Below are 20,034 nucleotides of genomic sequence, written 5' to 3'. Positions count from 1 at the left end.
GTTTTTTTATTTTGCGATATTAATATAATAGTAAAAAAAACAAAAGCTTCTAATAATATATGTAAAGCGATTTTAAGTCTTTAAAATTTATCTTACATTATTTGGAGGCTTTATTTTAAGGATTATGATCCAATATTGAGATATATTAAGAATTATAATTAAATATTGAGATATTCTAAGAGTTTTGATTTAATATTGAGGTATTCTAAGAGTTTTGATTTAATATTGAGATATTCTTGAATTATTATGATAAATTAAGATAATAATAATTATGGATATATAAATATGTGAAAAATATAAAATAAATTAAATGAATTTTTTGAAAAGCAATTATGCATAATTATTATTATAAAAACAAACAATTATCAACATATATTTAATTTAACTATAACAATATTAAAAAAATTGCTTGTTATTACAAAAATAATAAATTGTAAATGTTAACAGTGTTTCAAATGATATATAGTAAGTAAGATGAATTTTCAGAAAACTGAATTGAAATTAATATTTATAACTATATTTTAAGAAAAATGAAAAGATAATGAATTTACTTAAGCAATTCAATTTTAAATTGATGTAATCATATTAAACTAGTAATTAATACTTAATACGGCAGAATTTGAAGTTTTCATTAATATTTACATAGGTCTATAATAACAGGAGTTAGTTGAAGGCGGGGATAAAATGAGTAGAGAAATGAAAGTAGTTATACTTAAGATGATAAAATATGATTTAATTGCAGGCTTCATTTTTGTACTTGCATTATCCTTTAGCTTTAATATAAAAGTGGCCCTTATTTTTTTTCTAGGATTAATGGTATCTTTAGTAAATACCATAGTAAGTGGAATATTTATTGAATATTCTTTGCTAAAAAGCAAAAAACTACTACTACCTCTTAGTTATTTTATAAGGATAACTATTATTGTTTTAATAGCATTGCCATTTTTACATAATTTAATACAACTTTTAGCATATATTTCAGGATATTTAACCCATTTTTTACTTGTAGTAATCTATTGGGTTAGGAATGGGAAAGGAAGTGATTAGGTGGAACCTCTAGAACCGATATGGTCTTTTTATGTAGGGCCCATGAAAATTGATATAGTACCAGAAGTAGTAATGCAATGGATAACTATTCTTATTATTGCAGCTGTTGCAATATGGGCAACAAGGAATATGAAACTTAGACCTAATAAAAAGCAAGTGGTGGTAGAGTCTATTTATACTACATTTAAAAATGTAGTAACAGCTAATATGGGGGAGGAATTTTTAGATATTATTCCCTTTATAGGAAGCTTAGCAGTATTCTTATTATTTATGAATTTAATTGGTTTAATTGGACTCCCAGTACCAACAAAGAGTTTTAGTGTAACAGTAGGTGTAGCATTAATAACTTTCTATATGGTTCAATATTACACTATTAGAAAGTATGGTTTAAAAAGTTATTTTAGAGGATATACAGTTCCTCTTGCAATAATAACACCAATAAATATATTAGAAAGAATAATGCTTCCAGTTTCATTAGCGCTAAGATTATTTGGTAATATACTTGCTGCAACTTTTTTAGTTGAGTTATGTTATGAGGCCTTAGGTCATGTAGGATTTATAGCGCAGCTTGGAATACCGATACCATTACATGCGTACTTTGATATCTTTGATGGTGGTATTCAAACAGTTATATTTATTATGTTAACTATGATAAATATAAAAATGATAGCAGAGCACTCAGGAGAGACTGAGCATTAATTTTATTAAAGTTTATATTATTTATAATTATAAAATGTTTTTAATTTAAGGAGGATTTTATTATGGAATTATCAATGAGAGCATTAGGAGCAGCTATAGCTGTATTAGTAGGTATAGGAGCTGCAATTGCAATAGGAAACGCAACAGGAAAAGCTGTTGAAGGAATAGCAAGACAACCAGAAGCAAGTGGTAAGATAACTACTGCATTAATGTTAGGTGCAGCTTTTGCAGAAGCAACAGCTATTTATGGTTTATTAGTATCAATCCTTTTAATATTCGTTGGAGTAAAATAGTACCTTAGTACTCCAAGAGGAGGCGATTATATATGTTAATGGAAATAAACCCTAGCACCCTTATTGCCACTATAATTAACTTCGTAATACTTTTTGCAGTGCTTAAATATTTCTTCTTTGCAAAAGTAGAAGCTATTATAAATGAAAGAGAAAATCTAATAAATGAAAAATTAGATTTTGCTGATGAAGAAGCTGAAAAGGCTAGAATGATAGCTATAGAAAATGAAAGAATGTTAAAGAATGCAAGAGAAGAAGGAAAACTAATAACTGAGAGACATAAGCAAAAAGCTGAAAAGGTATATGAAGAAATAGTTAATGATGCTAATCAAGAAGCTAAGACAATCATAGAGAGAGCTAAGGTTGAAATAAATAGAGAAAAAGAAAAAGTAGAAGATCAATTAAAGAGGGAAGCTATAGATTTAGCTATTGAACTTTCTAAAAAGGTTATTGAAAAGAATATAGATGAAGAAAAGAATAGAGAAATAATTGGAGAATTTATAACTAAGGTAGGTAATTCATAATGTATGAATATTTAGACCGTAGGTATGCATTAGCCTTATATGAAGTAGCAGAAGAAAAAGGAAAAGTTCAACAATATTTACAGGATCTACATGAAATATGTGATCTTATTAAGAATAATAATGATTTCTATGAAGTCATTAAGCACCCTCAAATTAGTACTAAAAAGAAAAAAAGAACATTTATTAATATCTTTAAAGGTCATATAGATGAAGAATTATTATCGTTTTTATTAATTCTTATAGAGAAGGACAGAATACTTTATTTAGAAGAAAAATTAAAGGAAATGGAGAAAATAGACTTAGAGAGAAAAAATACTATTACTGGTGTTGTTAAGACTACTGTTCCTTTAAAAGAAGAAGAGTTTAATAACTTAGTTAAGACTCTTGAAGAAAAGTATAATAAGCATATAATTTTAAAGCAAGAAATAGATGAAAGCATCTTAGGTGGAATTTATGTAAGAATTAATAACGATGTTATTGATGGAACCATTAGATCAAAGTTAAGTGAACTAAAAGATTTAATGCTTAAAACAGAATAGAGGTGAAGGTATGAATATTAAGCCTGAAGAAATAACTTCCATAATTAAGAAGGAAATTGAAAGATACGAAAAAGAGATAAAGACTATAGATTCGGGTACTATTATTCAAATAGGTGATGGTATAGCTAGAGTATATGGCTTAGATGACTGTATGCAAGGTGAATTACTTGAATTCCCAAATAAAGTTTTCGGAATGGCTTTAAACCTAGAACAAGATAATGTTGGTTGTGTTCTATTAGGACCGGAAGAAGGCATTAGAGAAGGGGATATAGTTAAAAGAACTAATAAAATAGTTGAAGTTCCAGTTGGAGAAGCTTTATTAGGTAGAGTTGTAGATTCTCTTGGAGAACCTATAGATGGAAAAGGACCTATCAATAATTCAGGATATAGACCTATTGAAGTTCCAGCACCTAGTATTATAGATAGAAGTTCAGTTAATGAACCCTTACAAACAGGTATTAAGGCAATAGATTCTATGATTCCAATAGGTAAGGGACAAAGAGAGCTTATTATCGGAGATAGACAAACAGGAAAAACAGCTATTGCTGTAGATACTATCTTAAATCAAAAAGGTAAAGATGTAATTTGTATATATGTTGCAATTGGTCAAAAACAATCAACAGTTGCTAATATAGTTAATACTTTAGAAGAATTTGGTGCCTTAGATTATTCAATAATTGTAAGTGGTACTGCTTCAGAATCAGCTCCATTACAATATTTAGCTCCATATGCTGGATGTAGTATGGGTGAATATTTCATGCATAAAGGAAAAGATGTACTTATAATTTATGATGATTTATCTAAGCATGCAGTGGCTTATAGAACAATGTCATTACTACTTAGGAGACCGCCAGGCAGAGAAGCATATCCAGGAGATGTATTCTATATACATTCAAGATTATTAGAAAGAGCTGCAAAGCTATCTAAAGAAAATGGTGGTGGATCATTAACAGCTCTACCAATAATAGAAACTTTAGCAGGAGATGTTACTGCTTATATACCAACTAACGTAATTTCTATTACAGATGGTCAAATATTCTTAGAATCAGATCTTTTCCACTCAGGTCAAAGACCAGCAGTTAATGCAGGTATATCTGTATCAAGAGTTGGTGGTAATGCACAAACTAAAGCAATGAAGCAAGTTTCTGGTACACTAAGATTAGAGCTAGCTCAATATAGAGAATTAGAATCCTTTGCACAGTTTGGATCAGACTTAGATAAAGATTCTAAGAAGAGACTTGATAAGGGGAAGAGATTAGTTGAGGTATTAAAGCAAGACCAATACTCACCTATGCCAGTTGAAAATCAAATTGTAATATTATTTGCAACAGTAAATGATTTCTTATCTGATATAAAAGTTAGTGATGTAAGAAGATTTGAAAGAGAATTACTAGAGTATATGGATACTCATAACAGAGATCTATTAAAGAAGATAGTAGAAGTTCAGAAAATAACTGATGATATAAAGACAGAATTAGAAAATTCAATAGTTGAGTTTAAGAAAATATTCTTACAAGACAATGGAAACAACTAGTTAATTAATAATTATTAATTAATAATGAACAATTAAGGATAAAACTCCCAAGGAGTTTTTGAAATATATTTATTATAAGTAATTCCTACGGAATTACATCAATAATTGTTAATTGTCAACTGTTAATTGTCAATTGTAAAAGGGCTGCTTTAAGGCAGCTCCCATTCTTTAGGAGGTGGAAACTTGGGATCAGCAGGACTTATAGATATAAAAAGAAGAATAAAGTCAGTTGAAAGTACAAGAAAGATAACAAAAGCTATGAATCTTGTAGCCACTTCTAAGCTTAGAAAAGCAAGGAAGGAATTAAATGACAATGAAGACTACTATAATTTATGCGAAGAGATAGTTCATAATTTAGTAGCTACATTACCAGAAGATTTTGAAAGTCCTTTCTTTAACACTAATTCTAATGATTTAGATAAGCTATACATTGTTATGGCTTCTGATACTGGTCTTTGTGGAGGCTTTAATGGAAATGTTGCAAGTTCATTAAATGAAGTTATAGATAATAAAAGCACTGCTAGAATTGTAGTAGTAGGAAGTAAGGGAATATCTTATATTAAGAAACATGGATTTGATACCATAAGAGAATATGTAGATATACATGACATACCTACTGTTAAGGAAGTAAGAGCTATCTATGATGATGCTATATATATGTTCAAGAGCGGTGAAGTAGGAGAAGTAAATATAGTATATACAGAATTTAAGTCTGCAATAAAACAAGAAGTTAAAGTAGAAAGATTATTTCCAATAGAAATAAATAGCGAAGTTTCAGAGCAATTCTTAGTAGAACCTAGTTTAGAAGAGGTTTTAAATTCAAGTTTAGATATATATTTTAAATGTAAAATAAGAAGAGCTATGCTTCATTCAAAAGTAAGTGAGCAAAATGCTAGAATGACAGCTATGGATGGGGCTACACAAAATGCAAATGATATCCTACAATCATTAAATCTTAAGTATAATAGGATAAGACAAGGAATGATAACTCAAGAGATATCAGAAATTGTAGGAGGGGCAGAAGCTCAAAAATAATGAGGAGGGATTACTGTGCCTGAAAAAGTAGGAAAGGTAGTTCAAGTTATTGGACCTGTAGTAGATATAAAGTTTAAATCAGATGATCTACCAAATATCTATAATGAAATCAGAATAGATATGGGAGATAAGATTTTAGTTGTTGAAGTAGAGCAACATATGGGAGATGATATAGTTAGAACTATAGCTATGGAGTCTACAGATGGACTAAAAAGAGGAATGAAGGCAGTTGATATGGGAAGATGTATTTCTGTACCTGTTGGTAGAGAAGTATTAGGAAGAGTATTTAATGTACTTGGTCATCCTATAGATAATGCTGGAGAAGTAGATATAAAAGAAGTATATCCAATTCATAGACCAGCACCAAGCTTTAAAGAGCAATCATTAGAACCACAAATGTTTGAAACAGGTATAAAGGTAATAGACCTTTTAGCACCATATCAAAAAGGTGGTAAGATTGGACTATTTGGTGGAGCTGGAGTTGGTAAGACAGTTTTAATACAAGAACTTATTAACAATATAGCAAAAGAACATGGTGGTCTTTCTGTATTTACAGGAGTTGGAGAAAGATCAAGAGAAGGTAATGATCTATATTATGAAATGAAGGAATCTGGAGTTATAGATAAGACTGCATTAGTATTCGGTCAAATGAATGAATCACCAGGGGCTAGAATGAGAGTTTCATTAACAGGTCTTACTATGGCAGAATATTTTAGAGATCAAGGTCAAGATGTATTGCTATTTATAGATAATATATTTAGATTTACTCAAGCTGGTTCTGAAGTATCAGCATTACTTGGAAGAATACCATCAGCAGTTGGTTACCAACCAACACTTGCAACTGAAATGGGTGCCCTTCAAGAAAGAATCACTTCAACAAAGAATGGTTCTATTACTTCTGTTCAAGCAGTTTATGTTCCTGCAGATGACTTAACTGACCCAGCACCAGCTACAACATTTACTCACCTTGATGCTACAACAGTTTTATCAAGAAGTATTACAGAACTTGGAATATATCCAGCAGTTGATCCATTAGAATCAAGCTCAAGAATATTAGATCCAAGAATAGTAGGTAGAGATCATTATGATGTAGCTACTGAAGTTAAGAATATACTAGAAAGATATAAAGAATTACAAGATATAATAGCTATCTTAGGTGTTGATGAATTATCTGATGAAGATAAGAAGGTAGTTGCTAGAGCAAGAAGAGTTCAAAGATTCTTATCTCAACCATTTACTGTAGCTGAACAATTTACAGGAATGCAAGGTAGATATGTTCCAGTAAAGGAAACAGTTAGAGGATTTAAGGAAATACTAGAAGGTAAGTATGATGATTTACCAGAATCTGCTTTCCTTTTCGTTGGAAGTGTAGAAGAAGCTGTAGAAAAAGCTAAGACCTTAAGTTAGGGGATGAAGCTATGGATAATAAATTAAAAATAACTATAGTTACTCCAGGTAGTCAGCCTTTAGTATTTGAAGGCACTGGACTTATTACATCTACAACAGATGGTAGGATAGAGTTTAAATCTAACCATGCTCCTATAATTATAAGCACAGTTCCAGCAACAACTACTATATCAACTGAGAATGGAAATGAAATTTTATTTACATCCTCAGGAATAGTTTATATAAATAATAATGAGTTAAAATTCTGTTGTGATGCAGCAGAGAAATCATTAGATATAGATGAAGCTAGAGCAGTAAGTGCAAAAGAAAGAGCGGAAAAGAGATTAGAACAAGGTAAAGATGTTGATGTAGAAAGAGCTAAGAGAGCTTTAGCTAGAGCAAACGCTAGAATAAACACTATAAGTATAAACGATTAACGTTATAAGATTAAAAGCTACAGGAATAACCCTGTGGCTTTTTTGCATATTTAAATAAATATTCTATGAATACAAATATTTCTGTATAATATAGTTATTGATCATTGCACAAAGAAAGAGAAAGAGTTTAAATATAGGATTAATAAGTATATAGGGGAGGAGATTATTTGCATAGGATATTAATAGTCGAGGATGATATGACTATGGCAGAATTAATGAAAAATCAAATTGAGGCATGGGGAAATGAGGTAAGGTATGTAAGGGATTTTCAAGATATACTTTCTGAGTTTACTGATTTTAATCCACATCTTATTTTATTAGATATTATGCTTCCATTTTATAATGGTTATTACTGGTGTACTGAAATAAGAAAAATATCTAATATACCTATTATATTTATTTCTTCAGCATCAGATAATATGAATATTATAATGGCCATGAATATGGGAGGAGATGACTTTATATCTAAGCCCTTTGATTTAAACGTACTTATGGCTAAGATACAAGCTATATTACGTAGAACGTATGACTTAGGTGGCAAGGTTCCATTTTTAGAATATAGGGGAGCTATATTAAATTTAAATGATAATACTATAATTTATGAAGGAAATAAGGCTGAATTAACAAGAAATGAATTTAGGATTTTACAGACCTTAATGGAAAATAAAAAGAAGGTTGTAAGTAGAGATACTCTTATGATTAGACTTTGGGAAATTGACTCATATGTAGAGGAGAATACTCTTACAGTTAACATAACAAGACTAAGAAAGAAGCTAGAAGGAATAGGGTTAATTGAGTTTATTAAGACTAAAATAGGTTCAGGATATATTATTGAATAGATTTATAGGGAGGTGATTGCTTTGGAAGAAGATAATATTTTTAAAAGTTTATATAAGTATATTTTGGGAAATGTTTCTATAATTATATTATTTGTTGCTTTTGTAGGTATATTTATGGGGATTTTTTCTTTATATAATTTAGAGATTGAGGCTGTGATATACGCTTCAATACTTTGTATAGTTTTAGCATTAATTTACTTTATATTTAAATTTTTGAATTATTATAAAAAACACACTGAGCTTATAAGGATTGAAAAAAATATTTCTTTAATAGCTAATGAATTGCCACCTCCTAGGAAGGGTATAGAGGAAGATTATCATAAGATGATTTTTTCTCTAATTGATATTAATAATAAGAACTTAACAGAATTAGTTAAACAACGAAAGGAGAGCATTGATTACTATACAACTTGGGTTCATCAAATTAAAGTCCCAATATCAGTTATGAAATTAATCCTTCAGGGGGAAGACACTAATGAAAATAAGGAATTATTATCTGAGCTCTTTAAAGTTGAAGAGTATGTAGAAATGGTTTTATGCTATTTTAGATTAGATAGTAGTTCCAGTGATTTTGTTTTTAAGGAATATAAGTTAGATGACATTATTAAGAAATCTATAAGAAAATATGCTTCACAATTTATAAGAAAGAAAATTTCTTTAAATTATAAGGGCACTGACAAAATAATATTAACAGATGAAAAATGGTTATCTTTCATTATAGAACAAATTTTATCTAATGCTATTAAATATACAGATAAGGGAGTTATAACTATTTCTGTTGATAAGGATAAGATTCTATCTATTTCTGATACTGGAATAGGAATTGCAGAAGAGGATATACATAGGATATTTGAAAAAGGCTTTACTGGATATAATGGTAGGGCTGATAAAAAATCAACGGGTTTAGGATTATACCTATGTAAAAGAGCAGCCAATAAGATTTCTCATAAAATTTATGTAGAATCAGAAGTGGGAAAAGGAAGTACATTTTTTATAGATTTAAAGACTATAGATCTCCAAGTAGAATAAAAAGACCTTACAAAAATGTAAGGACATAAGGCTAAAATGTCACAGAAATGAATGGAGGCATTTTGGTCATTTTATTATACTTATGCTATAAGATGAAAGGGGAAATAACATGTCAATATTAGAAGTTAATAGTGTGAAAAAAATATATACTACACGTTTTGGAGGAAATCAAGTTCAAGCATTATCAAATGTTTCTTTTTCTGTTGAAGAAGGGGAATATGTAGCAATAATGGGGGAATCGGGTTCAGGAAAAACAACTCTTTTAAATATTTTAGCAGCCTTAGATAAGCCAACTAATGGGGAAGTAGTGCTAGATGGTAAGAGCATTAATAATATTAAGGAGAAGGAGATTTCTGCATTCCGTAGAGATAACTTAGGATTTGTATTTCAGGATTTTAATTTATTAGATACTTTTTCTATAAAGGATAATATATTTTTGCCTTTAGTTTTAGCTAGAAAAGAATATGGTGAAATGAAGGAACGTCTACATCCTATAGCTAAGAAGTTAGGTATATCAGATATTCTTGAGAAATATCCATATGAAGTTTCAGGGGGACAAAAGCAAAGAGCAGCTGTAGCTAGAGCTTTAATAACTAAACCTAAGCTTATTTTAGCAGATGAGCCAACTGGGGCCTTAGATTCTCGTGCAACAGATGGTCTACTTAAGCTTTTTAAGGAAATTAATAAAGAAGGTCAAACTATTTTAATGGTAACTCATTCTACTAAGGCTGCAAGTCATGCTAGTAGAGTTTTGTTTATTAAAGACGGGGAGGTATTCCATCAATTATATAGAGGCAAAAATTCTAATGAGGAAATGTACCAAAAAATTTCTGATACCCTTACGTTAATAGCAACAGGGGGAATGAAAAATGAATAATGTGTTTTATCCAAAGCTGGCAGCAAATAATATAAAGAAGAATAGTAAAACATATATTCCATATATACTTACTTGTATCTTTACTGCAGCAATGTATTATATTATTCATTCACTTTCAAATAATGAAGGAATTAGTACTTTGATTGGAAGTGACACAATTTCTATAACTTTAGGCTTAGGAAATAATATAACAGCAATTTTTGCTATAATATTTCTCTTTTATACTAATAGCTTTTTAATTAAGAGAAGGAAGAAAGAGTTCGGATTATTTAATATTCTTGGAATGGAAAAAAAGCATTTATTAAGGGTTATAGGATATGAAACTTTATATATAGCATTAATAAGTCTTACCTTAGGAATAGCTATTGGTATTTTATTTGATAAGCTAATGTATCTTAGTGTTTTAAAGTTAATGGGAATAGAAATTTCACTAGGTTTTTATATTTCCTGGTCATCAATTTTATCAACTATAATTCTATTCTCAATTATATTTTTTATAATATTCATCAATTCACTTCGTCAAGTGCACTTATCAAATCCTATTGAATTATTAAAAAGTAGTAATTTTGGAGAAAAGGAACCTAAGACTAAGTGGGCTATGGCTATCTTAGGCTTTGTTTGTTTAGGACTTGGATACTATATAGCATTAACTACTAAAGATCCAGTGGCAGCTATATCTTTATTTTTTGTAGCAGTTATATTAGTTATAGTAGGAACATATTTAGTATTTACAGCTGGAAGTATAGCTTTTCTAAAGGTCCTTAGAAAAAATAAAAAATATTACTATAATTTTAAACACTTTACTAGTGTTGCTGGAATGATTTATCGTATGAAGCAAAATGCAGTTGGCCTTGCTAATATATGTATCCTTTCTACAATGGTATTAGTTATGATATCATCAACTTCATCTATGATGATGGGAATGGAAGATATAATTAATACAAGATACCCATATGATATTTCTATTTATTCTGATGGAAGTGATACTAATAAAAACAACTTATTAGTAGAAGAAATAGATAATATTATTTCAAGGGAAAATGTTGAAAAAGAAGTATCCTATGCATATTTAAATTTTGCAGGTATAAAAGATAAAGATAAGTTTCTTACTAATAGAAACTCTAATTCAGTAGTTGTTAATGATATTAATAATTTAATATTTATAACCCTTGAAGATTATAATAAGGTGGCTTTAGAAAGTAAAGCTTTAGAAGATGGAGAAGTATTATTATATTCGAATCGTGATAAATATGAGTATGATACAATAAATGTTTTTGATAAAAGTTATAAGATTGCTGAAAGGGTAGATGACTTTTTAGGAAATGGAATTATTTCAGCTAATGTAGCTAGTAGTCAATTTATAGTAGTGAAAGATATGGGGGAGCTAGATGATCTTTATAGAGCTCAAAAGGAGACCTTTGGAGAAAATGCTTCTGAAATAGATTTTATGTATGGTATTGATTTAAAGGTAGATGATAATGAAAAGGAAGCTATATATAATAACATTATAGATACCTTAAACAATAAGGGATTCGATTTTATAGGTGAAACTAAAGTTGGATCTAGAAGTAGTTTTGTTTCACTTTATGGTGGTTTATTCTTTATTGGAATTTTCCTAGGAGTATTATTTATTATGGCAACAATTTTAATAATTTACTATAAGCAAATATCTGAAGGATATGATGATAAAGAAAGATTTGAAATAATGCAAAAGGTAGGTATGAGTAATGAAGAGGTTCAAGGCTCTATAAGATCTCAAGTCTTAACTGTATTCTTTTTACCATTAATAACAGCAGGAATTCATATTTCTTTTGCCTTCCCATTTATAGTAAAGATACTTTCTATGTTAAATCTAACTAATACTAAGTTATTTATATTATGTACTGTCGTATCATTTATTATATTTGCTTTAATATATAGCGTTATTTATATTTTAACAGCAAGGGCTTATTATAAGATAGTTAGAAGAGAATAGAAGAAAAATTAAGAATGAATAATGTAGAATGAAGAATTGATGAAAAAATAGTTTTTTTAGCTGCCTTTTGGGCAGCTTTTTTTATTTTTTAAGAACTATTTTCTATTTTAAATAACATAAATATTAAAAATTTAGATTGTTTATTCAAACGTATTTAGAATAAATTGTGGATAACATTAATGTTAGGAGAAGCATATGTTAATGAAGTGGATTTTTATTTTATTAGTTATTTAGTAAATTTGAATTATAAAGTTTTAAGTATTGACAATTAATCACAATTTTCAACTTATTTTATATATTATATTATGGATATTTATCTTGAATAAAAACCTTTCTTTTGGACAATAATTTAAAGGAAAGGTAGGGGGTCGAAATAAATATTTTAAATTTTAAAAAATATATAAAAATACTGCCTGTAATGGCATTTTTTTTATTAATCATAGGTGCGTATGGAATTAATAATAATGAAAAAAATACCGACTTTTATTATTTAGAGGAAAATACATTAAATAATTCTCAATTTGTAAGTAATGGGATAAGAATGAATTACATATCAAAAGAAGAAATTCAAGATGAATTACTAATAATTAAAGATAATCTAACGGGATACTTAGGTGAAAATATAAAAATTGAAGATAACATTATAAGTTATAAAGATAAAGATAAGGAAATAACAGCGATAGTATGGAAGGATAAAATTGATACTAAGGTTCAAATTACCTATGTAAATAATAGAAGAAAAGCTAATACAATTCAGCTTAAGAAGGAAATAGAACAAATACAAAACATTGCAGCTAAAAATATAAAATATTTTAAATTTGTAAAGGTAAAAATAGTAGAAGAACAGAAGCAGAATATTTTAGATGTACTAAGAAGTAGGATGGATAAAGATACCTTAGAGGAGTTAGATATTAATAATGGAATTAGCGCAAAAGCTATATTAAAGGATGGAGAAAAAATTAATTTTGCATTCACCCGTCATAATTCCAATGAGTATTTAATTCTTGGAACACCAGTGATATTCGTAACATACTAACAATTTATAATGGAGGATAATATGGAAAAAATTATAGTTGAAGGTGGTAATAAACTAAAGGGTGAAGTGAATATTAGTTTAGCTAAAAATTCTGTTTTGCCTATAATAGTTGCAAGCATATTAAGTCCAAATGATGTAGTTATAAAAAATGCTCCTATGCTTGAAGATGTTATTGTATTAAATGACTTATTATTAGAAATGGATTGTAGCATTGAAACTATTAATAATAGAGATTTAAAGATAAACACCTCGAATTTAAAAGAAACAAGTATGAATAGTGATTTAATAAGAAAAATGAGAGCTTCTTTTTTAATAATGGGTCCAATGCTTTCAAGGTTTGGAAAATGTAAAATTTCTATGCCAGGAGGATGTAATATTGGTAGTAGACCTATAGATCTACATTTAAAAGGATTTAAATTATTAGGAGCAGATATTGAAATTGGACATGGTTTTGTGGAAGCAAAAGCTAAAAAGCTAAAAGGTAATAGAATATATCTAGATTTTCCTTCTGTAGGTGCAACAGAAAATATTTTGATGGCATCAGTTTTAGCAGAGGGAACAACTATTATAGAAAATGCTGCAGAAGAACCAGAAATATGGGATTTAGCTAATTTCCTTAATTCAATGGGAGCTAAGATTCATGGAGCTGGAGTAGGTAAAATAACTATAGAGGGTGTTGATTCACTAAAAGGAATAGAGTATAAGCCAATATACGATAGAGTAGAGGCAGGAACTTTTATGGTAGCTGCTGCAATTACTAAGAGTAAGATAACTATTAACGGAGCAATTGAGGATCATTTAAGACCAACTATTGAAAAGTTAAAAGAGTGTGGTGTTAAATTTGAAAGCTTAGGTGAAGATACTATTTTAGTAGATGGAACAGGAGAAAAAAGTCCAGTAGATATTAAAACACTACCTTATCCTGGATTTCCAACTGATATGCAGGCGCAAATGATGGCCTTACTATCAATTTGTAAAGGCTCAAGTATAATAACAGAAACAGTTTTCGAAAATAGATTCATGCATGTAGCTGAACTAGTTAGAATGGGAGCTAATATAAAAATAGATGGTAGGACTGCAATTATTGAAGGTGTTGATTCCTTAACAGGCTGTGATGTAAAGGCAACAGATTTAAGAGCAGGTGCAGCTATGATTTTAGCAGGTTTAGTAGCTCATGGAAGAACTGAAATAAGTGATTTATATCACATAGATAGAGGTTATGTTGATATAGAAGAAAAGTTTAGAGGTCTTGGAGCAAATATTTATAGAGTAGATAAATAAAGGAATTTTAAGTGGTAATTAATTTATTAACCTATAAAAAGAACTATAAAACTTTCAATTAGGAAAGTATTTTATAGTTCTTTTTATTTAAATTTTCAATAAAAAGGAATTATATTTTATAAATTGCAACATATATTAAATTATAGCTACTTGGAAGGAGTGATATTTATTTGAGGAAAGATTTTCAATCAGCAGCTATCTTAAGTGTAATAATACTTATATTTATGATTGTAGTTCCTAGTTTTATTATAAAAGCAATACCTGTAAGGGCTACAGAGGAAAAGGAGAATGAAGGGATAGAGGTTCAGGAGAATAATTATATTAGCTTATCTGGTGCAGATACTATAAAGGTTTATATTACTAAAGAAGATAAAGTTGTTGAGGTGCCTATAGAAGAGTATGTTAAAAGTGTAGTTTCTGGTGAAATGCCAGCTGGTTTTGAAGTTGAAGCTTTAAAAGCTCAATCAGTTGCAGCTAGGACTTATGTAGCAGCAAAAAGAGGCAGACATTGTGATATAGCAAAAGGAGGAGATGTTTGCGATACAACTCATTGTCAAGTCTATATAGGGAAAGAAGAAAGAATAACAAAATGGGAAGATAAAGGACAAGAGTATTGGGATAAAATCTCTAAGGCTGTGGATGAAACTAAGGGAAAAGTATTAGCTTATAACAAGGAATTAGTTCAATATCCTCAATTCTTTTCAACTAGCTCTGGCATGACAGAAAATGCAAAGGATGTATTTTCAAGTGATCTTCCTTATTTAGTTTCTACAGAAAGTACTGGGGAAGAAGAGGTAGCTCCTAGATTTAATGGTGAAGTTAAATTAGATATTAACAAGTTTGTAGAAACGATTAATACAAAGTTTCAGGATGCAAAGGTAACAGTTAATAATTTAAGTGAACAAATAAATATAATTAGTAGAAGTGATGCTGGTGGTGTAAAAGAAATTAAGGTAGGGGAGTCTACTGTAAGGGGATTAGATTTTAGATTAGCTATAGGATTAAATTCAACTAATTTTCAATATACAATAAGTAATGATAACATTATATTTGAGACTAAGGGTTATGGACATGGAGTAGGAATGAGTCAGTGGGGAGCTAATGTTATGGCTAAGGATGGTTCTGATTATAGCTCAATATTAAAGCATTATTATACAGGTATTGAATTAAAAGAACTTAAGTTTAATGAATAGTAAACAATGAATAGTAAATATGAATAGTAAATATGAATAATAAATAATGGATAATGCATAATTAAGGAGAAAACTCCTACGGAGTTTTACAGTTTTACAAAAGAGTTTGGTGGAACAATGATTAATGAAAAATTTATTATGCATAAATCATGAAAAAACTCCTAAAGAGTTTATAGATTGTTGAAAACCCTCTATTAAAAAAAATAGGGGGTTTTTCTATATTTAAATTATTTCTAGTAATTATGGAAGAATTACATCCATAATTATAAATTACTAAATACTAAAGGAGGTTGCTTGAGGCAGCTTCTTTTTTTCTTTTTATAAGGTATTAAAACCTAAGAAATAGTCAAGAATTATAACATAAATAGCTTGAAAATAGAGTGTAAATATAAGCAGTTAAATTAGCAGAAGTTGTAGAAATTTGATGAAAACAAATATTAACTAAATTGTATTAATTTATTATATCAGGCAAGAATAAAAAAAGGAGGTGTTAATATGCAGATTAACAATAAAGATAAGGTAAAAGACTTTTTTAGGAAGGAGGGCTTTTATTTAATATTATTCCTTTGTTTATGCGTAATTGCAACAGTAGCAGTTATAACTACTAAGAGGAATAAAGCTTTAGAAGAAGGTAACAATACTCAAAGTGAATTTACTTTAAATGTTGATAAAAATGAGTCTTCTGAAGTTAAAAAGCAAAATGCTGACAGAGTTGAAGGTACTAGTGACGATGAATTAGCTGAGGGAAATGCTGATTCCTTAGGAGAGGGCGTTAATGTATCAGCAGGCACTAATACTGAGGTGTTGTTCACAAATCCCGTGGAAGGATTAGTATCAAGAGGATATACATATCCAAAGCCTCAAGCAATGAGTGATGGTACTAGTAGAAATATTAGAGGGGTAAATATCCAAGCTGCAATTGGAACAGAAGTAAAGGCTGCGGCTATAGGAGAAGTTAAAGAAGTTTCTAGTAAAACTGAAGATGGAGATTATGTAGTAATAGCACATGCTAATGGATTATATACAAAGTACTCAAATTTATCTAAAGATATAAAAGTAAATGTTGGGGATAAGGTAACAGAAGAGACTGTTATTGGGACTGTAGGAGAAAGCTCTAAGATATTCACTAATGAAGATTTTGGAGAGCATTTAAACCTTCAAGTATATGATTCAGACGGAAAAGACTTAGATCCAACAGCATATTTTACTTTTAATGAAGAATAATAAATTTTAATTCATCAGCTCTTTATTGAGCTGATGAGTACAAAAATAAATCGAGTATAAAAGGGAGGTAATTTTTTTGAAAGATTATATAGAAGAGAGAGTCTTAGAAGTAGCAAAGTATATAATAGAATCAAAAGATACAATTAGAAAAACTGCAAAAGTATTTGGAGTAAGCAAAAGTACTATTCATAAAGATATGACTGAAAGATTACCTAAGATCAATCCAACAATAGCTAAAGAAACTCATTCAATATTAGAACTAAATAAAGCAGAGAGACATATTAGAGGTGGAAAAGCCACAAAGATGAAATATAAGGCAGCAGATTAATTGCTAGCATTATAGCAGATTTTGTAATTAAAAAGGTGAAATATATTGAAGGATAACCATATTCCATATATAATAAGAAATAGGGCAAATATTGTAAAGTAATCATTTTAAATATTTATTATTAGCGTTTTAAAGATTAGGAGTGAACGGAATGTGGTTTTTGAGAAATAGGGGCGATTTAGGAATAGACTTAGGTACAGCAACAGTATTAGTTTATTCAGAAGGTAAGGGAGTTATATTAAAAGAGCCTTCAGTAGTAGCGATAAACAAAAATACAAATAAGGTACTAGCTGTTGGAGAAGATGCCAGAAAAATGATAGGAAGAACACCAGGTAATATAGTAGCTGTTAGGCCACTAAAAGATGGTGTTATTTCTGACTATGATATTACTGAGAAGATGTTAAAGGCATTTATTAGAAAAGCATATGGCAAAAGTAAAATAAAAGCTCCTAAGGTAATGGTATGTGTTCCATCACAAGCAACAGAAGTTGAAAAAAGAGCTGTTATAGATGCAGCTAGAAACTCTGGAGCAAAGAAAGTTCATCTAATAGAAGAACCTTTAGCAGCTGCTATTGGAGCCGGTTTAGATATAACTAGACCAAATGGTTCAATGGTAATTGATATTGGTGGAGGAACTACTGATATTGCTGTAATATCTTTAGGTGGAGTTGTAGTTAGGGCATCTATAAAAGTAGCAGGAGATACTTTTGATGATGCTATAATTAGGTTTGTGAGAAATAAGTATAAAATATTAATTGGTGAGAAGACGGCAGAAGAATTAAAAATAAGTATAGGATCAGCTTTTAAAGGTTCAATAGATGCAACTAGCAATGTAAGAGGAAGAAACCTAATTACAGGGCTTCCAGATGACGTAGTTATAAGCTCTAAAGAAATTAATGAAGCTTTAAAGGAATCTGTAACGCTAATAGTTGAAAGTGTTAAAACAGTATTGGAAAAAACACCACCTGAGCTTGCTTCAGATATAATAGAAAAAGGTATATTAATGACTGGCGGAGGTTCATTACTTAATGGATTAGATAAGCTAATTGAACATGAAACAGGAGTTAGTGTTGAAGTAGCTAATAATTCTATAGAAGCTGTTGCAGAAGGAACAGGAAAGGTTTTAAGATATATAGATAAGTTAGATGGAGACTTATCAGATAATGAAATTGCATTAGTAGATTAAAATTCATAGATTTATATAAAAATTTAGAATTTTAATTTTAAATTATTAGTGATTTCTTATAGAACATAGTTTAGTATACATTATAATGTTAATTAGGCTGTCTTTTAGACAGCCTTACTTGGGAGCGTAAGGCTCCCTTTTATTTACTATCAAAGTCAATGGAATATATTATGGAGGAAGCAATAACCTTAGCCATTTCCATAACAAAGTGTAGTCTAATGGATCTATTTGAAAAAAAGGTAGTGTCCTCACTATCATCTATAATACCTACTATAGAAGCTTTACCTACTTTAGGAAGAACTTTACCTACGCCTCTACCTGGATATATGGGTTCATTTCTAATACATATTGTACCAATAGACTCTCCATGTCCAAGTGAAGCATCTACACCTAAAATATTATTATTTGAGTTAGGGTGAAGAGCTTTAATTTTATCCAATTCTTTATGAATATTTAATGCATGAATAGGAGATTCAATTGTGCCATATATAGGTAGGGAACATTTTTGGTCTTTCAAATAGGTTCCCACTAAAGGACCTAAACAATCCCCTATAAACTTATCAGTTCCTATACAAACGATAATTGTATTTTCATTAATATATTTTTTTAAATGATTAGAAATTTCAATATGAGCATCAGGAATATTATAGTGAATTGTATTTTTTATAGTAAACACCCCCTCATTGTATCAATATATGAGGTTTTTATAAAAAATATAATTAAATGTATAAAAAAGAATATTTTAGATAAAAGTTAAGAAAAGGTTAAAAAGGGTTATATATTTTTATAAAATAAGATATTAGTATTAAATGAAAGAAAGAGAGAGCATTTAAGAATAAAATTAGAATAATTAAGCTAAACCCTTGAAAAACGCACTTGAAATTAGGAAACAATAAATATATACTAATCATTGTCAGTTGAGGCGGTAAGCTTAAAAACTGAAATTTAATTAAATAAATTGACATGGGGGAGTTCCCGAGTGGCCAAAGGGGGCAGACTGTAAATCTGTTACGTTTCGTTTCGATGGTTCGAATCCGTCCTCCCCCACCATTAAATTTATTTAACAATATGCTGGCATGGCTCAACGGTAGAGCAGCTGACTTGTAATCAGCAGGTTGTAGGTTCGATTCCTATTGCCAGCTCCATAAAATGGGGGAGTTCCCGAGTGGCCAAAGGGGGCAGACTGTAAATCTGTTACGTTTCGTTTCGATGGTTCGAATCCGTCCTCCCCCACCATTAAATTTATTTAACAATATGCTGGCATGGCTCAACGGTAGAGCAGCTGACTTGTAATCAGCAGGTTGTAGGTTCGATTCCTATTGCCAGCTCCATAAAATGGGGGAGTTCCCGAGTGGCCAAAGGGGGCAGACTGTAAATCTGTTACGTTTCGTTTCGATGGTTCGAATCCGTCCTCCCCCACCATTTTAATTTTTTAACAATATGGAAGCATAGCTCAGCTGGGAGAGCATCTGCCTTACAAGCAGAGGGTCACAGGTTCGATCCCTGTTGTTTCCACCAATAATATGCTGGCATGGCTCAACGGTAGAGCAGCTGACTTGTAATCAGCAGGTTGTA

At 29.8% G+C, this 20,034-nt stretch carries 20 protein-coding genes and 6 tRNA genes; 25 read left to right on the top strand and 1 reads right to left on the bottom strand.

What is annotated here, in order from left to right; all coding sequences use genetic code 11:
* The first annotated feature begins 684 nt into the window (after positions 1-684).
* The 19 genes from E5347_RS14695 to mreB all read left to right on the top strand — a co-directional run bounded on the left by E5347_RS14695 (position 685) and on the right by mreB (position 18,459).
* The gene (locus tag E5347_RS14695) at positions 685-1,047 is read left to right on the top strand and encodes an ATP synthase subunit I (RefSeq protein ID WP_136007984.1); all 363 of its coding nucleotides are present in this window, start codon (positions 685-687) and stop codon (positions 1,045-1,047) included.
* Complete coding sequence (locus E5347_RS14690; protein ID WP_136007983.1) at positions 1,048-1,746, top strand: F0F1 ATP synthase subunit A; 699 nt, start codon at positions 1,048-1,050, stop codon at positions 1,744-1,746.
* A gap of 62 nt (positions 1,747-1,808) precedes the next feature.
* A complete protein-coding gene (gene atpE / locus E5347_RS14685) occupies positions 1,809-2,039 on the top strand; it encodes an ATP synthase F0 subunit C (RefSeq protein ID WP_136007982.1) in 231 nt (76 codons plus the stop codon).
* 38 nt (positions 2,040-2,077) lie between these two features.
* The gene (locus E5347_RS14680; protein ID WP_136008033.1) at positions 2,078-2,560 is read left to right on the top strand and encodes a F0F1 ATP synthase subunit B; all 483 of its coding nucleotides are present in this window, start codon (positions 2,078-2,080) and stop codon (positions 2,558-2,560) included.
* On the top strand, positions 2,560-3,099 hold the full coding sequence (locus E5347_RS14675) for a F0F1 ATP synthase subunit delta (protein WP_136007981.1): 540 nt from the start codon (positions 2,560-2,562) through the stop codon (positions 3,097-3,099). Before E5347_RS14680 ends, E5347_RS14675 begins: the two co-directional genes overlap by 1 nt.
* Before the next feature lie 10 nt (positions 3,100-3,109).
* On the top strand, positions 3,110-4,633 hold the full coding sequence (atpA, locus tag E5347_RS14670; protein ID WP_136007980.1) for a F0F1 ATP synthase subunit alpha: 1,524 nt from the start codon (positions 3,110-3,112) through the stop codon (positions 4,631-4,633).
* A gap of 183 nt (positions 4,634-4,816) precedes the next feature.
* Entirely contained in the window at positions 4,817-5,668 is an 852-nt protein-coding gene (gene atpG / locus E5347_RS14665; protein WP_136007979.1) for an ATP synthase F1 subunit gamma, read from the top strand.
* Positions 5,669-5,683: 15 nt separating this feature from the next.
* A complete protein-coding gene (atpD, locus tag E5347_RS14660; RefSeq protein WP_136007978.1) occupies positions 5,684-7,075 on the top strand; it encodes a F0F1 ATP synthase subunit beta in 1,392 nt (463 codons plus the stop codon).
* An 11-nt stretch (positions 7,076-7,086) separates the two neighbouring features.
* Positions 7,087-7,491 carry an ATP synthase delta/epsilon chain alpha-helix domain-containing protein gene (locus tag E5347_RS14655; RefSeq protein ID WP_136007977.1) on the top strand — a complete coding sequence of 135 codons (405 nt, stop codon included), beginning with the start codon at positions 7,087-7,089 and terminating at the stop codon, positions 7,489-7,491.
* A 167-nt stretch (positions 7,492-7,658) separates the two neighbouring features.
* On the top strand, positions 7,659-8,330 hold the full coding sequence (locus tag E5347_RS14650) for a response regulator transcription factor (protein ID WP_136007976.1): 672 nt from the start codon (positions 7,659-7,661) through the stop codon (positions 8,328-8,330).
* Between the two features lie 21 nt (positions 8,331-8,351).
* A complete protein-coding gene (locus E5347_RS14645; RefSeq protein WP_243109795.1) occupies positions 8,352-9,359 on the top strand; it encodes a sensor histidine kinase in 1,008 nt (335 codons plus the stop codon).
* 109 nt (positions 9,360-9,468) lie between these two features.
* Positions 9,469-10,236, top strand: a complete 768-nt coding sequence (locus tag E5347_RS14640; RefSeq protein WP_136007975.1) for an ABC transporter ATP-binding protein — start codon at positions 9,469-9,471, stop codon at positions 10,234-10,236.
* Positions 10,229-12,211, top strand: coding sequence for an ABC transporter permease (locus E5347_RS14635; protein WP_136007974.1), 1,983 nt, complete (start codon positions 10,229-10,231; stop codon positions 12,209-12,211). The genes E5347_RS14640 and E5347_RS14635 overlap by 8 nt, the downstream gene beginning before the upstream one ends.
* Positions 12,212-12,752: 541 nt before the next feature.
* Positions 12,753-13,247: a hypothetical protein gene (locus tag E5347_RS14630; RefSeq protein ID WP_243109794.1), complete on the top strand. Its 495-nt coding sequence runs from the start codon at positions 12,753-12,755 to the stop codon at positions 13,245-13,247.
* A 21-nt stretch (positions 13,248-13,268) separates the two neighbouring features.
* Complete coding sequence (gene murA, locus E5347_RS14625) at positions 13,269-14,528, top strand: UDP-N-acetylglucosamine 1-carboxyvinyltransferase (protein WP_136007972.1); 1,260 nt, start codon at positions 13,269-13,271, stop codon at positions 14,526-14,528.
* Between the two features lie 170 nt (positions 14,529-14,698).
* On the top strand, positions 14,699-15,721 hold the full coding sequence (gene spoIID, locus E5347_RS14620) for a stage II sporulation protein D (protein WP_243109793.1): 1,023 nt from the start codon (positions 14,699-14,701) through the stop codon (positions 15,719-15,721).
* Positions 15,722-16,216: 495 nt separating this feature from the next.
* Positions 16,217-16,945, top strand: a complete 729-nt coding sequence (locus E5347_RS14615) for a M23 family metallopeptidase (protein WP_136007971.1) — start codon at positions 16,217-16,219, stop codon at positions 16,943-16,945.
* A gap of 76 nt (positions 16,946-17,021) precedes the next feature.
* On the top strand, positions 17,022-17,273 hold the full coding sequence (gene spoIIID, locus E5347_RS14610) for a sporulation transcriptional regulator SpoIIID (RefSeq protein ID WP_136007970.1): 252 nt from the start codon (positions 17,022-17,024) through the stop codon (positions 17,271-17,273).
* A gap of 151 nt (positions 17,274-17,424) precedes the next feature.
* Positions 17,425-18,459 (top strand): rod shape-determining protein MreB, encoded by a 1,035-nt coding sequence (gene mreB / locus E5347_RS14605; protein ID WP_136007969.1) that lies wholly within the window; start codon positions 17,425-17,427, stop codon positions 18,457-18,459.
* A gap of 139 nt (positions 18,460-18,598) precedes the next feature.
* On the opposite strand, the gene yyaC is transcribed toward mreB, so the two are convergent.
* Positions 18,599-19,126 carry a spore protease YyaC gene (gene yyaC, locus E5347_RS14600; RefSeq protein WP_207670497.1) on the bottom strand — a complete coding sequence of 176 codons (528 nt, stop codon included), beginning with the start codon at positions 19,124-19,126 and terminating at the stop codon, positions 18,599-18,601.
* A gap of 298 nt (positions 19,127-19,424) precedes the next feature.
* Here yyaC and E5347_RS14595 point away from each other — a divergent pair.
* The 6 genes from E5347_RS14595 (at position 19,425) to E5347_RS14570 (ending at position 19,977) form a co-directional block, all read left to right on the top strand.
* A tRNA-Tyr gene (locus tag E5347_RS14595) sits at positions 19,425-19,509 on the top strand.
* A 20-nt stretch (positions 19,510-19,529) separates the two neighbouring features.
* A tRNA-Thr gene (locus E5347_RS14590) sits at positions 19,530-19,604 on the top strand.
* A 6-nt stretch (positions 19,605-19,610) separates the two neighbouring features.
* A tRNA-Tyr gene (locus tag E5347_RS14585) sits at positions 19,611-19,695 on the top strand.
* Positions 19,696-19,715: 20 nt separating this feature from the next.
* A tRNA-Thr gene (locus tag E5347_RS14580) sits at positions 19,716-19,790 on the top strand.
* A gap of 6 nt (positions 19,791-19,796) precedes the next feature.
* Positions 19,797-19,881 (top strand) — tRNA-Tyr (locus tag E5347_RS14575).
* A gap of 20 nt (positions 19,882-19,901) precedes the next feature.
* A tRNA-Val gene (locus tag E5347_RS14570) sits at positions 19,902-19,977 on the top strand.
* Positions 19,978-20,034 lie beyond the last annotated feature (57 nt).

It is taken from the genome of Clostridium sartagoforme (genome assembly GCF_004794105.1).
Taxonomy (GTDB): domain Bacteria; phylum Bacillota; class Clostridia; order Clostridiales; family Clostridiaceae; genus Clostridium; species Clostridium sartagoforme_B.
This window is presented reverse-complemented; position numbering and strand designations above follow the sequence as displayed.

Coding starts and splice junctions, on each gene's coding strand:
- E5347_RS14630 (WP_243109794.1), top strand. CDS start 12,753: ATGAATTACATATCAAAAGAAGAAATTCAAGATGAATTACTAATAATT.
- atpA (WP_136007980.1), top strand. CDS start 3,110: ATGAATATTAAGCCTGAAGAAATAACTTCCATAATTAAGAAGGAAATT.
- E5347_RS14695 (WP_136007984.1), top strand. CDS start 685: ATGAGTAGAGAAATGAAAGTAGTTATACTTAAGATGATAAAATATGAT.
- E5347_RS14655 (WP_136007977.1), top strand. CDS start 7,087: ATGGATAATAAATTAAAAATAACTATAGTTACTCCAGGTAGTCAGCCT.
- mreB (WP_136007969.1), top strand. CDS start 17,425: ATGTGGTTTTTGAGAAATAGGGGCGATTTAGGAATAGACTTAGGTACA.
- E5347_RS14680 (WP_136008033.1), top strand. CDS start 2,078: ATGGAAATAAACCCTAGCACCCTTATTGCCACTATAATTAACTTCGTA.
- E5347_RS14615 (WP_136007971.1), top strand. CDS start 16,217: ATGCAGATTAACAATAAAGATAAGGTAAAAGACTTTTTTAGGAAGGAG.
- atpE (WP_136007982.1), top strand. CDS start 1,809: ATGGAATTATCAATGAGAGCATTAGGAGCAGCTATAGCTGTATTAGTA.
- E5347_RS14675 (WP_136007981.1), top strand. CDS start 2,560: ATGTATGAATATTTAGACCGTAGGTATGCATTAGCCTTATATGAAGTA.
- E5347_RS14640 (WP_136007975.1), top strand. CDS start 9,469: ATGTCAATATTAGAAGTTAATAGTGTGAAAAAAATATATACTACACGT.
- murA (WP_136007972.1), top strand. CDS start 13,269: ATGGAAAAAATTATAGTTGAAGGTGGTAATAAACTAAAGGGTGAAGTG.
- E5347_RS14635 (WP_136007974.1), top strand. CDS start 10,229: ATGAATAATGTGTTTTATCCAAAGCTGGCAGCAAATAATATAAAGAAG.